Below are 14,311 nucleotides of genomic sequence, written 5' to 3' on the forward strand. Positions count from 1 at the left end.
TTAATTTGCAACTGTGCCACGGGTGACGAACGCGCCGATCGCGCCGACTAGGCGGTCAAGCACGAAGCCGGTGAGGCCAATGTAGCCGAGAGCAACGATGATGTCGGGCAGGCGCGAGGAATTCCAGGCATCCCAGATGAAGAACCCGATGCCGACGCCGCCGGTCAGCATTTCCGCCGCGACAATGGCGAGCCACGCAAGGCCGATGCCGATCCGCAAGCCGGTGAAGATGTAGGGCGCCGCGGATGGGACCATGATCTTGGTAAAAAATTCAAAGGGATTGAGCCGGAGGACCCGCGCGACGTTACGATAATCATTCGGGATATTGCGAATGCCGACGGCGGTGTTGATGATGATCGGCCAAATGCTCGTGATGAAAATCACAAAGATTGCCGAGGGATTGCTGTCGCGGAAAGCCGCGAGCGCAAGCGGCAGCCAGGCAAGCGGTGGCACGGTGCGCAGCACCTGGAAGATCGGGTCGAGCCCGCGCATCGCCCAAACCGATTGGCCGACCAGCGTTCCCAAAAGAATTCCGACGATGGACGCGAGACCGAAACCGACCATGACGCGCTCGACGGAAACCAGGACACGAAAGCCAAGGCCGATGTCCTGCGGTCCATTGTTGAAGAAAGGATGCCGGATGAGATCGCCCGCTTCCGCCCAAACGACGGAAGGGGATGGCAGAGTGGCGCCCGACCGTGAACAAAGAATCTGCCAGATGAACAGGATGACGGCGAGCATCACCAGCGGCGGCAGAAGGTTCCCCATCACGCCCCGCGCCAGCGCCCGAGCGCCAAGGCCGGCGCTCTTCAGCAGCGAAACTTTGCGGGGCATCGAGGATAGCGGTTTTCGCTTTGGCGCAAGTCCATCCTGCGCGGCCGCAGTTTCTTGCTGCAAGGCGGAAAGGGACATCAAAATCTCCGTCTGTGGGGGACGCTCGCTTGAAGCGTGTCGGGTCATGCGATGCGCTTGATCGCTAGGCTTTTGAGATAGGCGGATGTGTTCGCGGGATCGAAGACCTTGCCGTCGAAGAAGGTTTCCTTGCCGCGTGAAGAGGATTTCGGCACGTCGGCCGCGGCAACGCCAAGCGTTTTGGCGGCCTCGCGCCACAGATCCTCGCGGTTGACCTTGTCAACCAGCGCGGTGATGTCGGTTGAAGGATCGAACTTGCCCCAGCGAATATCTTCGGCCACGAACCAAGCATCATGGCTCTTGAACGGATAGGATACGCCGCCGGCCCAGAATTTCATCGCGAGATCGGTGCCGTTGGCGACGCGTCCATTGCCGTAGTTGATGTCCCCCTTCAGCCGGCCGAGCACGTCGGCAACGGGCACGTTGAACCACTGCCGCTTGCCGAGAATGGCCGCCATCTCTTCTTTATTCTCGGGCTTGTCGCACCATTGCTGGGCCTCCATCACAGCCATCAGCAGCGCCTTCGCGGCCTTTGGATTTTTGTCGACCCATGCCGCGCGCAGACCCAGCGCTTTTTCGGGATGCCGCTTCCAGATTTCGCCGGTCGTGCAGGCCGTAAATCCGATCCCCTGGTTGACGAGTTGCTCGTTCCAGGGCTCGCCGACGCAGAAGGCGTCCATATTGCCGACCTTCATATTGGCGACCATTTGGGGCGGCGGCACAACGATGGTCGAAACATCCTTGTCCGGGTCGATTCCGCCGGCGGCCAGCCAGTAGCGGATCCACAGATCATGGGTGCCGCCCGGAAAGGTCATCGCAATCTTGACGTCCTTGCCGTCGGCTTTCTTCTTGGCGAAGATTTCCTTCAGCGGCGTGGAATCGAGCCCGACTTTCGACTCCTTATATTCGTTCGAGACCGAGATCCCCTGGCTGTCGTAATTGAGCCGCGCGAGGAGATAGATCGGCACCGGGACATTGTTTTGGGTGACCTTGCCGGTCGAGATCAGATAGGGCATTGGCGAAAGCATATGCGCGCCGTCTATGCCGTTCGATTCGGAACCGAGCACGAGATTGTCGCGCGTCGCGCCCCAGGACGCCTGCTTGGCGACCGACACGTCGGTCAGCCCGTATTTATCGAAGAGGCTTTTTTCCTTGGCGATGATGAGTGGCGCCGCATCGGTCAGTGCGATGAAGCCGAGCACCAGTTTTGTCACCTCCGGTCCCGCGGTCTCCGCGAATACGCCGGCCGGAAAGGCGCTCTGCGCGGCGGCCATCAGCGCGGTGGTCCCGGCAAGGCTCGCGCTCGACGCGAGGAGCGACCGGCGTGTCAATCCGCCTGAGCCGCGCGAAGTTTTGGATTGCATGTAGAGCTCCATCACGAACAAAAAAAAGCCGCTGGCAGACCGCAGCACGAATGCGATGGTCAGTCAGCGGCGTTGCTGGTTGTCGGGCCCGCCATTGGACCCGGCAGGGATCGTAGGGAGCCGATCCGCAATGCACGTCGCAAGTCTTATGCCAGCCCGAACGATGCGGGGTTTCTCCTCTGCACGACCGCAGGCGAGTCTCAGCTCTTTGATGGGACCGATGGGCGTTGGTGCGGCATTCCGCACTTATGCTGCACATGCTGCGTACTTACTGTGCAACGCACCTTTGTTTGATCAGTCGTTGGTCAGGATCCGCCCTCGGCCTTCAGGGCAGCAAGGTAGGCAGGAATGTCGTCCGGCGAAAATGCCGGGCCGTCAAACGCAACCGGCATTTCCGTGGCGCCGGTCATCGAAGGCCCCAAACCCGGCGCATAGACGGCCGCGGCGGTCTTGGCGTTCGTCTCCGAATAGGCGGTTTGCCCGGCCGCCACCATCTGGGCGTAAAGCCAAAGCGCGCGCGCCGGATCCGCTTTGATCGCCCCCTCGTCGAGCCGCAGCCCGGTGGCGACCCGCGCGGGGCCGGAGGCAGGCGCATCGGCGCCGAGCACTTGATCAATGGTCTCGGCGCTCACGCCGGGCTCGGTCATGTTTGTCAGCAGGGTCACCAGGGCGCTCCGGTTGCTGGCGCTTCCCGCCCAGCGCGAGGCCTCGGCGATGGACTGCGCCAGCGAACGGACCTCTTCGGGGTGCGTCTGTGCCCAGTCCGCCCGGAGCGCCAGCACTTTTTCCGGACAGTCGCGGACAATGTCCGTCCCGGAATGGAGGATGATCCCGACGCCCGCCGAGACCGCCAGCGCGTTCCATGGCGCGCCGACACAAAAGCCGTCCAACTGCCCCTTGCGCAGCGTTTCGACCATGAACGGCGGCGGCACGACGACGAGCCTTACATCCTGGTCGGGGTCGAGATTGCCCGCCCGCAACCACAGCCGCAATTGATAATGATGGCTGGAGAAAGGGAAGACATGGCCGAACGTGAGCGGCGGCTCCCCTTTCGCGAGGCGCGCCGCGGCGATCCGGGCGAGCGCCTTGGCGGTGACTCGCGGGTCCCTCATGTCGCCCTGCGCTTCCTGGCGCAAAGCCTCGAACAAAACCTTCGAAACCGTAAACGCATTGCCGTTGAGCCCGAGTGCGACCGGCGCGACAAGCGGCATTTGCAGCTGGCCGATGCCGAGCGTGACGGCGATGGCGGCTGGCGCCAGCATATGGGCGGCCTCAAAATGACCGGCGACCAGTCGGTCGCGAATATTTGCCCATGAGGTTTCGCGCACGAGCTCGATGTCGAGGCCCCCGGCGCGCGCGAAGTCCCGCGCTTTCGCGACGTGGAGCAAGGCCGCATCGGTCAGCGGCACATATCCGATACGGAGCCGTGTCGTCATCGCAAAAGCTCCGCAGCGGTGATGATGGATCGGGCAATGTCGGCGATTTTCTTGTTTTCGTTCATCGCCGTCTGACGCATGAGGGCATAGGCTTGCTCTTCGGGTATGGACTTGGCCCGCATGATCAAGGCTTTCGCCCGGTCGATCGCCTTGCGGTCCTCGATCTGCGACTTCGCCTGTTCGAGTTCGCCCTTGAGCTTGGCGAAAACATTGAAGCGGCTGATTGTCGTGTCGAGAATGGGCTTCACGCGGTCCTTGCGAAGACCATCGACGATATAGGCCGAAACGCCGGCGTCCATCGCCGCATTGATCATCGCGGTATCGGAATGATCGACGAACATCGCCACGGGCCGCGCCACGGAGCGGCTCACGACGAACATTTGTTCGAGAACGTCGCGGCTCGGGCTTTCGAGATCGATCAGAATGACGTCCGGGTCGATTACCCGCAGGCGATCGAGCAACTCGGCGGTGTCGTCGATGCGCACCACGCTCATGTGTCCAGCCTCGCGCAAGCCTTCTTCGAGAACGGCCGCCCGCAACGGGTTTTTGTCGATGACGGCGATGCGCAGGTCCCGTTTCAAAGAAACTCCATGAGCTTGCAAAAGCGCTCTATAGCATGCGGCACGCCATGCCGGGTTTTCCGCCGAAGCCGGGTGGGGGCCGGCGTTTTGGCCGGATTCCTCCGAATTGACTTGCTTCGCGGGTTGCCTCTATAAGAAGCCCGATTTTCGGTCCTGATGAAAACGTGCCTTTCCCCGTGAAGGGAGGGCGGTTTTTTGATGGGCTGCGTCGCCGCTAGGTGATAACACGCGCGTGCCGGCTGGACCTGAGGAATTCGGGTTTTGCCGCAGGGGCGGGTATTGCTTTTTTGTGACGGAATTTGGAGCGGAACGGTGAAGCGGACGTATCAACCAAGTAAGCTTGTGCGCAAGCGGCGGCACGGGTTTAGGGCAAGGATGGCAACAGTCGGTGGCCGCAAGGTCATCGCGGCGCGGCGCGCGCGCGGTCGGAAGCGGCTGTCGGCGTGATTTCTTTGCGCAGTTTTTTCTCTCGCGGGGCGGGGATTTTATCGTCTCGCTTCGGCTGGATTCAACTCGATGCGAAAGCCTCGCGCCAAGCGCGGCGTGCAAGACCTGAGTGCCCAATCAACTGAGCGCTCCGAAGAAGCGAGGAACGCCCAGCATGGATGTGCTTTGGGGGCGCCCGAACGTCTAAGGCGGAGAGCGGATTTTTTGAATGCCGCGAAGGGGAAGCGTTTTCATGCGCGCGGCTTGACTTTACAGGTAGCGCCGCGCCGGACCAGCCCGGTGCCCACCGCTTTGCAAGCGGGTTTGCCGGCTAACTCTGCCGCGTCCGACATTTCCATGATGGCGCCGAGCGGGCAAGGCGAAAGGCTGGGCGATGTCCCGGCCACGCCGCCGCGTTTCGGCTTCACTGTAACCAAAAAATGCGGGGGCGCGGTTCAGCGCAACCGGATCCGCCGCCGCTTAAAGGAAGCGGTGCGGCTCCTACAACCTCTTCCGGGCCGGCCGGCCAATGATTATGTAATCCTCGCTCGACCCGAAGCGCTCGGCATGTCTTTCCTGGCTTTGCAGGCGGAAATTTCTCGCGCCCTCGGTAAAATCGATACCCGAAAAAACCTCCCGCCAACCCGCCACGACCGTGATCCCTAAGGATCTCGCCGGCGGTTCCCAACGATGCGTGGCAAAGAGACAAATAGGCAGGACACCCAAGGGATGACCAAGGAAACCAAGAACCTCTTTTTGGCGATCGGCCTGTCGATGCTCGTCGTCTTGGGCTGGGAGGCATATTACGAAAAAGACCGCCAGATCCAAGCCCAGAAGCAAGCCCAGCTCGCGCAAACCCCTGGGGCGCAGACCCCTGGGTCTCCGGCATCCACCTCGCAAGCCAACCCGCCGGTTGCAGGCAGCTCCCTGACGAAGCCGGCGGAAACGCAAAAGACCCGTGCCGAGGTTTTGGCGGAGACTCCGAGAGTGAAGCTCGACACCCCGGCGCTCTATGGATCCATCTCGCTGAAGGGCGCCCGCCTCGACGATGTATCGTTCAAGGCCTATCGGGAAACCACCGATCCCAACAGCCCGCACATCATTTTGCTATCGCCGGCCGGCGCGCCGGGGGCCTATTACGCCGAGGCCGGTTTCCTCGCCGACCCGGGCGAAACAGTGGTGCTCCCCGGAGCCGATACCGTCTGGCAGGCCGATCGTGACACATTGACCGAAACGTCGCCGGTGACGCTCAGCTATGACAATGGGCAGGGTATTGTCTTTCACCGCCAGATAGCGGTCGACGATCACTACATGTTCACCCTGACCGACAGCGTCGAGAATAAATCCGCCCACGCCGTGTCGCTGCATCCCTATGCCCGCGTCGCGCGGCACGGGAAGCCGGTCTCCGCGAACTACTCGATTTTGCATGAAGGCTTCGTCGGCGTCATCGGCGACTCCGGCGTTCAGCAGATCAAATATGACAAAATCGAAAAGGAAGATCGGGCCACCAAGGTCTTCAAGGGCACCGGCGGCTGGCTGGGCCTGACCGACAAATATTGGGGCACCACGGTCATTCCGGACCAGTCAGTCCCTGTCGTGGCGAGTTTTAACCAGCCCCCCGGTCCGACCAGCGTTTATCAATCTGGTTTTGTCGACGAAAATCCGAAAACTCTCGCGCCGGGCGCTTCGAGCGTCGTCACCACGCGGGTTTTCGCCGGTGCCAAGGAGACGGACACCCTCGAAAAATACCAGGCCAATTTGGGGATCGAGAAATTCGATCTGTTGATCGACTGGGGCTGGTTCTATTTCATCACCAAGCCGATGTTCTGGCTGATCGATCTGATTTACAAATTTGTCGGCAATTTCGGCGTCGCGATCTTGTTCATCACCGTTCTGGTCAAGGCAGTCTTCTTTCCGCTCGCCAATAAAAGCTATGTCGCGATGGCAAAGATGAAGGCGGTGCAGCCGCAGATCACCTCAATCCGCGATCGCTTCCCCGATGACAAGCATAAGCAGCAAATGGAAATCATGGCGCTTTACAAGCGCGAGAAGGTCAACCCCGTGTCGGGCTGCCTTCCGGTGTTGATCCAGCTTCCGGTCTTCTTTGCCCTCTACAAGGTGCTGGTCATCACCATCGAAATGCGGCAGGCGCCGTTTTTCGGGTGGATCAAGGACCTGTCGGCGCCCGATCCGACCAATCTCTTCAATTTGTTCGGCCTGCTGCCCTTCGATCCGACCCAGATCCCCGTGTTTGGTCCCTATCTCGCGATTGGCGTCTGGCCTTTGATCATGGGCATCACCATGTTCATTCAGATGAAGGTGAACCCTGAGCCGGCCGATCCGATGCAAAAGCAGGTGTTTACCTGGATGCCGGTCCTTTTCACGTTCACCCTCGGGAGCTTTGCTTCGGGTCTGGTGATCTACTGGAGTTGGAACAATACTTTGTCGGTCATCCAGCAGACGATGATCATGAAGCGCGCCGGCGTCAAGGTTGAGCTTTGGGACAATCTCGTGGGCATGTTCCGCAAAAAGGCGACAACTTAAGTTGGCCGCTCGGCGAGGCAGGCCGTGACCGAATCGTTGCAGGCCAAGCCCGATTTTGTCGAATTGGGCCGGAAGCTTTTTGCGGGAGAGTGCACGTTCATCTGGGGGGCGGTCGACGCCGCCCAACTGCCGCCGCCGGGGCCGTCCGAAATCGCTTTCGCGGGGCGTTCCAACGTGGGGAAATCCTCGCTTCTGAACGCGCTGACCCATCGCAAAACATTGGCCCGGACCTCGCACACGCCGGGCCGGACGCGGGAGCTCAATTTTTTCGCGCTGGGCGGCGAGGCGGACAATGCCAAGCTTCGCTTGGTCGATATGCCCGGCTATGGCTATGCGGCAGCCTCAAAGGAAAAGATCGCATCCTGGACGCGCCTGATGCAGGATTTCTTGCGAGGTCGCGCGCCCCTGCTGCGGGTGTTTGTCCTGGTTGACGGCCGCCACGGTGTTAAGCCGATCGACATCGAAATGATGGATCTGCTCGATAAATCCGCGATGTCCTATCAAATCGTTTTGACAAAGCAGGACGAGGTGGCGCCAGCCGAGCGGGACGCCCGCGTTTCCGCGACGCTGGCCTTGATCGACAAACGTCCGGCCGCCTTTCCGGACGTGATTTTCACCTCGTCGGAGACCGGCGACGGAATTGCCGATCTTCGCGCGGCCGTCGCCAAATTATTGGCCGAGCGCGGGTTTTGACGAGGCGTCTTGCATTTACTGAAAGTTCCGGCCGCGTTGAGCTTGTCACAACAAGCGGTTAAGAACAGATTCGGTGTACGGAACGAGGCCTTATGAACGACGCGACCAAAGCCAACCAGCAAGATCAGGGGCAGGCCGAGGCTCAAAAACAGGCCTCCATCTTAATGCAGGCCCTGCCGCACATGTTGCGCTACGACGACGCGATCGTCGTGGTCAAATATGGCGGTCATGCCATGGGTGACGATAAGGTGGCGCGGGATTTCGCGCGCGACATGGTGTTGCTGGAGCAGTCCGGGGTCAATCCGGTCGTCGTTCACGGCGGCGGACCGCAAATCGGCGCGATGCTGGCCAAGCTTGGCCTTAAATCGGCATTCTCCGACGGTCTGAGGGTGACCGACCGGGCGACCGTGGAAATCGTCGAGATGGTGCTGGCCGGCTCGATCAATAAGCAGATCGTCGGTTTCATCAATGCCGAGGGAGGCCGAGCGATCGGCCTTTGCGGCAAGGACGGCAATATGGTGATCGCCAACAAGGCCCCCAATACCAGCGAGGAAGTCGACCTCGGTTTTGTCGGGGAACCGGCGAAGGTGGATAAAACCGTGCTCGACCAGGTGCTCGGGCGCGAACTCATTCCGGTCCTGGCCCCGATCGCGCAAGGCACCGACGGCGAGACCTATAATGTGAACGCCGACACGTTTGCCGGGGCCATCGCCGGCGCTCTCAAGGCGAAGCGGCTGCTCTTATTGACCGACGTACCGGGGGTGCTCGACCGCAACAAGCAACTGATCAAGCAATTGCGCGTTGACGACATCCATGCCCTCATAGCCGACGGCACGATCACCGGCGGCATGATCCCGAAGGTGGAAACCTGCATCTATGCGCTTGAGCAAGGTGTCGAAGGTGTCGTGATACTTGATGGAAAAATGCCTCATGCCGTCCTGATCGAATTATTGACCGATCACGGCGCTGGAACTTTGATTAAACGGTGAATGATACGAAACATGTTCTGAACGATTCCTCCGAGATCCTGCAGGCCGCAGCCGATGGCGTGGTCGCGCCCGATGCGGAGAAAATCGATGGTGCGGGCTTCGGCGCCTTAACCAGAATCGATACCTGGGTCTTCGATCTCGACAATACGCTCTATCCGGCCGATTGCGATCTATGGCCCAAGATCGACGCGCGGATCACCCTGTTCATGGCGGATCTTTTCGGACTCGACGGCATGTCGTCGCGGGCTTTGCAAAAATATTACTATCAGCGCTATGGCACGACCTTGCGCGGGCTGATGGAAGAGCACGACATCGGCCCCGAGGATTTTCTCAAATTCACGCATGACATCGACCGATCTTCGCTGCTTCCCAATCTTTCTCTCGCGACGGCCATCACGGCCTTGCCCGGGCGCAAGCTGATTTTGACGAACGGCTCGCGCGATCATGCGCAGCGCACCGCCGCGGCGCTTGGTCTCGACGCGATGTTTGAAGATATTTTCGATATTGTGGCCGCCGATTTTGTGCCGAAGCCCGCAGCGGCAGCCTATGAGCGTTTCTTCGACCGGCACGCTGTCGATCCGACGCGGGCGGTCATGTTCGAGGATCTCGCGCGAAATCTCATCGTTCCGCACGAGCGCGGCATGGCGACCGTGCTTGTCGTGCCCAAGCCGGGACAAATGGACCATCGCGATGCTTTCGAGATCACCAGCGAAGAAGCGCCGCCCCATATCGATTTCGTGACCAGCGATCTCGAGCGATTTCTGATCGATCTGGTCCTCGACGCGCCATCGTCAAGTTAATCGGGGCGCGGCCGTAAAGACGCGGTTTTTCCCGATTTCGGCGCTGTCCGGCCGGCTCCCACCCAAAAATCAGTCCTTTCCAGTCGGCGGCCCTGCGCAAACGGCCGGGTATGCGTCTTGCAAAGAGTTTCACTCTCACTCGCATTTAGAGAGAGGATGTATGATAGACGACACTCTCCGCCCGGTCATCGTGGCTAAGAAGACCGATGAGGCCCATAATATGGTCTCGTTTGAATTGGTCGATCCGAACGGTGCGGACCTTCCCGCATTCTCCGCGGGGTCTCATATCGATGTGACGATTCCCGGCGGGTTGGTGCGCCAATACTCTTTGTGCAACAGCTCCTTCGAACGCAATCGCTATGTGATTGGCGTGTGGAACGATCCCAATAGCCGGGGTGGGTCCAAGGCGCTGTATGGACAGGTGCAGGTGGGCGACACCTTGCAAGTCGGCTTGCCGCGCAACCGCTTCCGGGTTCCCCGGAGTACAAAGCGGGCCATTTTGTTGGCGCGGGGCATCGGTGTGACGCCGATTTTGAGCATCGCCGACTATTTGAAATCCCAAAATATTCCCTTCGATCTCCATTATGTTTACGCCATGATGTCCCCCGGATCGTTTCAAGGGATGATCAAGGACTCGAACTTCGCCGAAAACACAAAGTTCTATTATGAGGCGAGCGAACTGAATCAATTGCTGGACCCAAAGAGTATTCTCACGGATCAGCCGGAAGACATGCAGCTTTTCATCTGCGGTGTCGATTGGTGGCAAGATCCGATCATCAATACGGCCAAGCAAAAGGGCTGGGCCGAAGAACGCATCCATGTCGAACGTTTCACGGCCAAGGTGCCTGCGGCCATCCTCGACAAAGTCTTCGACGTGAAGATCGCAAGCACCGGGATTGTTTATAAAATCCCTGGCGATAAGACCGTGACGGCATTCCTGGAAGAAAAGGGTGTGAAAATTCCGACATCTTGCGAACAAGGCATGTGTGGGACGTGTCAGATCAAGGTTCTTGAAGGTGAAGTGGATCACCGCGACAAACGTCTAAGTCCGCAACAGAAGGAAGAGGGATTCTTTATCGCATGCGTCTCTCGCGCCAAAAGTGACCTTCTGGTGCTGGATTTGTAGGACGCCGCAAATCCTGCGCCATTTGCGTCAGCGGAAAATCCTAATAGAGCGCTGCATTTTGCTTGAGGGGTATCAATTATTCCGCTGGCGGGCAGGTGATTTCCTTCACGACTGCGGCGGCGAAGGCTTTGACGCCCGTATTGATGCGCAATGAAAGCTTTTTGGCATCCGTGGTCCAGCTTTTATAAGTCACGATGCCGCGATTTATATCGACGACCGTATATTTTTCCTTGCTGCGCGTCACATAGCATTTTCCTGCGTGGATCTCGCTTACGTCCATAGGCATGTAACGCTCCTTCTCCATTCGACCCCGTCCGCCCTAACTGTTCCTCGATGCTCGCTCGAAGGGGTCGGTCGCACGGTGGTGATTGAACACGTCAGCAAAACCCATGCCGTCTTTGCCTCTTGCGGGCGCCGTTAAGCTGATATGATTGCGGACTTGAAGTGCGATTTTCCGGGCATCGGCGCCGTTGCGCGAGCCGGTCTTCGGCGGCACGGCATTGACATCGGCGCGCGGTCCATCAAAACCTCTGGCGCACTGCCAATTTTTCTGACCTGCCGGAGATTCTGTACAAATGCGTGAGCCCGACCTGGAAAAGATCGTCGTGGCGGCCTTCGAGAACCGCGCCAATATCGATGCGAAGACACAAGGCGAGGTGAGGGAAGCCGTCGAAGCGGTCCTGGCCCTGCTTGATACGGGAAAACTCCGCGTTGCGGAAAAGATCGAAGGTGCCACAGGACCTGCCTCCTGGAAGGTCAATCAATGGCTGAAGAAAGCGGTGCTTTTGTCGTTTCGCCTGAACGACATGACGGCGATCGCGGGCGGCCCCGGCGGTTCGAGCTGGTGGGATAAGGTTCCTTCCAAATTCGCCGGCTGGGGCCCGGAACACCATGCGGCAGCCGGGTTTCGCTCGGTCCCCAATTGCGTGGTGCGGCGCTCCGCCTATATTGCGCCGGGCGTCGTCCTCATGCCCTCGTTTGTCAATCTCGGTGCCTATGTCGATAGCGGCACCATGGTCGACACGTGGTCGACTGTCGGTTCCTGCGCGCAAATCGGCAAGAATGTGCATCTTTCGGGCGGGGTCGGCATCGGCGGTGTGCTCGAACCATTGCAGGCCAATCCGACGATCATCGAGGACGATTGCTTTATCGGCGCCCGCTCGGAAATCGTGGAAGGGGTGATCGTCGGCGAGGGGTCGGTCATCTCGATGGGGACGTTCATTTCTGCTTCGACGAAGATTGTCGACCGCACGACCGGCGAGGTCCATCTCGGCTTTGTACCTCCCTATTCGGTCGTGGTCTCCGGCAATTTGCCCGGAAAGCCTTTGCCCGACGGCTCGCCTGGTCCTTCCCTCTATTGCGCCGTGATCGTGAAAACCGTCGATGCTCGGACCCGCTCCAAGACCTCCATCAATGAATTATTGAGGGATTGATGGCGACGGCGTCACTCTCGGAGCTTGTCGCGGGGTTCGGGTTTCGCACCGATCAAGGCCGGATCGACGCGAAAACCTGGTGGCAGGGCACCGCGCTTCTGGGCGCGCTGCTGGTCATCCTCACCGGAGGCTGGTTCCTGCTCGCGCCCTTTGCGCACCGTGACCTTGCCAACACACCCTTTCTGGCCTGGGCCACGCTCGCCGCTTTCGTCTATCTGCTTTTCTATGCGTTTGCGGTCCTGCTCATCGCGATCAGCCATTACAATCTCAGCGCCAAGCGGTGGCGCGACCGGGGCTGGCCGGGTTCGCTTGCCGGTCTTTTGCCCCTGACCGCGCTGATCAGCGGCGCGGCTCACTGGCTGCAGCCGCGCGTCGCCGAGGTCTTGCCCTTCGCCTATGTGGCCATGGCGGACGCCGTTTTGCTGGCGGTCATCGCCTGGAACATTGTCGAATTGGGCTTTTTGAAAGGCCGAAGCCGTTGAGCCTGGGCTGATTTAGCCGCGGGAGTGATCGACAGGGTGAAGATCCGAGCCCAGACTTGACCTTGAGTGGATGAGTGGTCAACAAGGTCGCATTGGGAAGGCGAGGGGCATGGCGGAAAAAACTTCGGGCCAGTTTGTCGGTACCGCGCTTTTGCTGACAATTGGGGTCGCCGCGGGCTATATTTATTTCGTCCATGATTGGTATTGGAATCACGCCGCCCTTATTTGCACGCCCGACCTAAAGCTTACAGCACAGCCATCGGACTATTGTTACGTTGCTGATCCCCCGCCGGAGCATTATGAAACCTATGCTGGGGCCCATAGCTTCTGGGGCGATGACATAATCAGCAATTTCTTTGCAAATATATTCCAACTCATCCTACGATGGACCAATGAAACAATAGTCCCAAGCTTTTACGATTACATCGCGCCCCTTTGGAACACCTATGCCGCGGACGAGAACCACCGCAAAGCCCTTGCGGCAATCATTGGAATTCTTTACGCAGCGGGCGCAACCAAGGTTGTTTCGCTCGCGGTCGAGTGGGCGCATGAGAAAGCCGTCGGCGGCGGTTCGAAAACCTGATCATTGTGGCGGACTTTTATTCGCGCGCCTGTGTGCGAATTCAATCGGTGAATGCCAAACCGGGAAACACCACGAACCGATGCGAAAATGATGGATCCATCTTGCCTTGAGACTCTCGCCGATCTCAGAATCGAAATCGATCGCATCGACGCGTCGCTGCATCGGCTGTTGATCGAGCGCGGCGAGATCATTCACAGGCTGATCGAAGCCAAGGCGCAGCAAGGCGGGGGCTCGGCGTTCCGGCCGGGACGCGAGGCCGATATGATGCGCCGCCTCGTGTCCCGCCATCAGGGGCTGTTGCCGCTCGACACGGTCGAAAGTATCTGGCGGATCATCATCTCGACCTTCACCTTCGTCCAGGCCAACTACAGCGTGCATGCGGATATTTCCGGGGGCGATGCCCCGATGCGCGATTGCTGTCGGTTCCATTTCGGTTTCACGGTTCCCTATGTGGTGCATAAAGACGCGGCGGGGGTGATCGAGGCGGTCGCGAAGTCGAGCGGCGATCTCGGGATGGTGCCGGTCGAGGCCCCTCCCACGGCCGGTCCCTGGTGGCGCGCTCTCGTTGAGCCGCAGTCCCCCAAGATCATCGCGCGGCTGCCGTTCGTGGAACGTCCGGATCATCCGGCCGGAATGCCGCTGTTCGTCATCGCCCAGCCGCTTGTCGAGGCGGCGGTGCGCGATGTCGTCCTCTATGCGGTCGCGCTCGAGCAGGCCCATGATCATCCAGCCGTTGGCTTGCCGGGTGTCGAGGTTCTCGGCCGTTTTTCCGATCGATCCGAGGTCTCGCTGATGATTGCGGCAACCGGGGCCTGCAGCGGGGAAGACGTGCGTGAAAGCCTTCTGCGGGCCGGCGCGAAAAAGCTGCGGATCGCGGAAATCGGCAGCCACGCGGCACGGTTCGATCTGGCCGGGATCCAAAACGAGGCGGCGCAATGATTT

The 14,311-nt window shown here is 59.7% G+C and carries 16 protein-coding genes; 11 read left to right on the plus strand and 5 right to left on the minus strand.

All coding sequences use genetic code 11. The features are described from left to right. The 4 genes from ntrB to CU048_10930 all read right to left on the minus strand — a co-directional run bounded on the left by ntrB (position 1) and on the right by CU048_10930 (position 4,293). Positions 1-834 (minus strand): nitrate ABC transporter, permease protein, encoded by an 834-nt coding sequence (ntrB, locus tag CU048_10915; GenBank protein ID QBR72857.1) that lies wholly within the window; start codon positions 832-834, stop codon positions 1-3. A 122-nt stretch (positions 835-956) separates the two neighbouring features. Beyond that, complete coding sequence (locus tag CU048_10920; protein QBR72858.1) at positions 957-2,276, minus strand: bicarbonate-binding protein; 1,320 nt, start codon at positions 2,274-2,276, stop codon at positions 957-959. Positions 2,277-2,581: 305 nt separating this feature from the next. Continuing rightward, entirely contained in the window at positions 2,582-3,712 is a 1,131-nt protein-coding gene (locus CU048_10925) for a nitrate transporter (protein ID QBR71705.1), read from the minus strand. Continuing rightward, positions 3,709-4,293: a two-component system response regulator gene (locus CU048_10930; protein QBR71706.1), complete on the minus strand. Its 585-nt coding sequence runs from the start codon at positions 4,291-4,293 to the stop codon at positions 3,709-3,711. The genes CU048_10925 and CU048_10930 overlap by 4 nt, the downstream gene beginning before the upstream one ends. 312 nt (positions 4,294-4,605) lie before the next feature. Here CU048_10930 and CU048_10935 point away from each other — a divergent pair, with 312 nt between their 5' ends. The 7 genes from CU048_10935 (at position 4,606) to CU048_10965 (ending at position 10,871) form a co-directional block, all read left to right on the plus strand. Continuing rightward, complete coding sequence (locus CU048_10935; GenBank protein QBR72859.1) at positions 4,606-4,740, plus strand: 50S ribosomal protein L34; 135 nt, start codon at positions 4,606-4,608, stop codon at positions 4,738-4,740. Positions 4,741-4,809: 69 nt separating this feature from the next. Then, on the plus strand, positions 4,810-5,385 hold the full coding sequence (gene rnpA / locus CU048_10940; GenBank protein ID QBR71707.1) for a ribonuclease P protein component: 576 nt from the start codon (positions 4,810-4,812) through the stop codon (positions 5,383-5,385). Between the two features lie 63 nt (positions 5,386-5,448). Beyond that, positions 5,449-7,263 carry a membrane protein insertase YidC gene (locus CU048_10945; GenBank protein QBR72860.1) on the plus strand — a complete coding sequence of 605 codons (1,815 nt, stop codon included), beginning with the start codon at positions 5,449-5,451 and terminating at the stop codon, positions 7,261-7,263. A 36-nt stretch (positions 7,264-7,299) separates the two neighbouring features. Next, positions 7,300-7,956: a YihA family ribosome biogenesis GTP-binding protein gene (locus CU048_10950; protein ID QBR72861.1), complete on the plus strand. Its 657-nt coding sequence runs from the start codon at positions 7,300-7,302 to the stop codon at positions 7,954-7,956. A 92-nt stretch (positions 7,957-8,048) separates the two neighbouring features. Then, positions 8,049-8,945, plus strand: coding sequence for an acetylglutamate kinase (argB, locus tag CU048_10955; GenBank protein QBR71708.1), 897 nt, complete (start codon positions 8,049-8,051; stop codon positions 8,943-8,945). A gap of 59 nt (positions 8,946-9,004) precedes the next feature. Further along, a complete protein-coding gene (locus CU048_10960) occupies positions 9,005-9,745 on the plus strand; it encodes a pyrimidine 5'-nucleotidase (GenBank protein ID QBR72862.1) in 741 nt (246 codons plus the stop codon). A gap of 160 nt (positions 9,746-9,905) precedes the next feature. Then, positions 9,906-10,871: an oxidoreductase gene (locus CU048_10965; GenBank protein QBR71709.1), complete on the plus strand. Its 966-nt coding sequence runs from the start codon at positions 9,906-9,908 to the stop codon at positions 10,869-10,871. A gap of 76 nt (positions 10,872-10,947) precedes the next feature. Here CU048_10965 and CU048_10970 read toward each other — a convergent pair whose 3' ends face one another. Then, positions 10,948-11,157, minus strand: a complete 210-nt coding sequence (locus CU048_10970; GenBank protein ID QBR72863.1) for a hypothetical protein — start codon at positions 11,155-11,157, stop codon at positions 10,948-10,950. Positions 11,158-11,446: 289 nt separating this feature from the next. Between CU048_10970 and dapD the strand changes: the two genes are divergently transcribed. The 4 genes from dapD (at position 11,447) to CU048_10990 (ending at position 14,308) form a co-directional block, all read left to right on the plus strand. After that, positions 11,447-12,304: a 2,3,4,5-tetrahydropyridine-2,6-dicarboxylate N-succinyltransferase gene (dapD, locus tag CU048_10975; protein ID QBR71710.1), complete on the plus strand. Its 858-nt coding sequence runs from the start codon at positions 11,447-11,449 to the stop codon at positions 12,302-12,304. After that, positions 12,304-12,786 carry a hypothetical protein gene (locus CU048_10980; protein ID QBR71711.1) on the plus strand — a complete coding sequence of 161 codons (483 nt, stop codon included), beginning with the start codon at positions 12,304-12,306 and terminating at the stop codon, positions 12,784-12,786. The genes dapD and CU048_10980 overlap by 1 nt, the downstream gene beginning before the upstream one ends. A gap of 109 nt (positions 12,787-12,895) precedes the next feature. Continuing rightward, complete coding sequence (locus CU048_10985) at positions 12,896-13,369, plus strand: hypothetical protein (protein QBR71712.1); 474 nt, start codon at positions 12,896-12,898, stop codon at positions 13,367-13,369. Between the two features lie 87 nt (positions 13,370-13,456). Further along, a complete protein-coding gene (locus tag CU048_10990; GenBank protein ID QBR72864.1) occupies positions 13,457-14,308 on the plus strand; it encodes a hypothetical protein in 852 nt (283 codons plus the stop codon). The last annotated feature ends 3 nt before the right edge of the window (positions 14,309-14,311 follow it).

The organism is Beijerinckiaceae bacterium (assembly GCA_004564215.1).
GTDB lineage: Bacteria > Pseudomonadota > Alphaproteobacteria > Rhizobiales > Beijerinckiaceae > Methylocapsa.

Coding starts and splice junctions, on each gene's coding strand:
- CU048_10925 (QBR71705.1), bottom strand. CDS start 3,712: ATGACGACACGGCTCCGTATCGGATATGTGCCGCTGACCGATGCGGCC.
- rnpA (QBR71707.1), top strand. CDS start 4,810: ATGCGAAAGCCTCGCGCCAAGCGCGGCGTGCAAGACCTGAGTGCCCAA.
- CU048_10980 (QBR71711.1), top strand. CDS start 12,304: ATGGCGACGGCGTCACTCTCGGAGCTTGTCGCGGGGTTCGGGTTTCGC.
- argB (QBR71708.1), top strand. CDS start 8,049: ATGAACGACGCGACCAAAGCCAACCAGCAAGATCAGGGGCAGGCCGAG.
- CU048_10920 (QBR72858.1), bottom strand. CDS start 2,276: ATGCAATCCAAAACTTCGCGCGGCTCAGGCGGATTGACACGCCGGTCG.
- CU048_10970 (QBR72863.1), bottom strand. CDS start 11,157: ATGCCTATGGACGTAAGCGAGATCCACGCAGGAAAATGCTATGTGACG.
- ntrB (QBR72857.1), bottom strand. CDS start 834: ATGCCCCGCAAAGTTTCGCTGCTGAAGAGCGCCGGCCTTGGCGCTCGG.
- CU048_10965 (QBR71709.1), top strand. CDS start 9,906: ATGATAGACGACACTCTCCGCCCGGTCATCGTGGCTAAGAAGACCGAT.
- dapD (QBR71710.1), top strand. CDS start 11,447: ATGCGTGAGCCCGACCTGGAAAAGATCGTCGTGGCGGCCTTCGAGAAC.
- CU048_10990 (QBR72864.1), top strand. CDS start 13,457: ATGATGGATCCATCTTGCCTTGAGACTCTCGCCGATCTCAGAATCGAA.
- CU048_10985 (QBR71712.1), top strand. CDS start 12,896: ATGGCGGAAAAAACTTCGGGCCAGTTTGTCGGTACCGCGCTTTTGCTG.
- CU048_10945 (QBR72860.1), top strand. CDS start 5,449: ATGACCAAGGAAACCAAGAACCTCTTTTTGGCGATCGGCCTGTCGATG.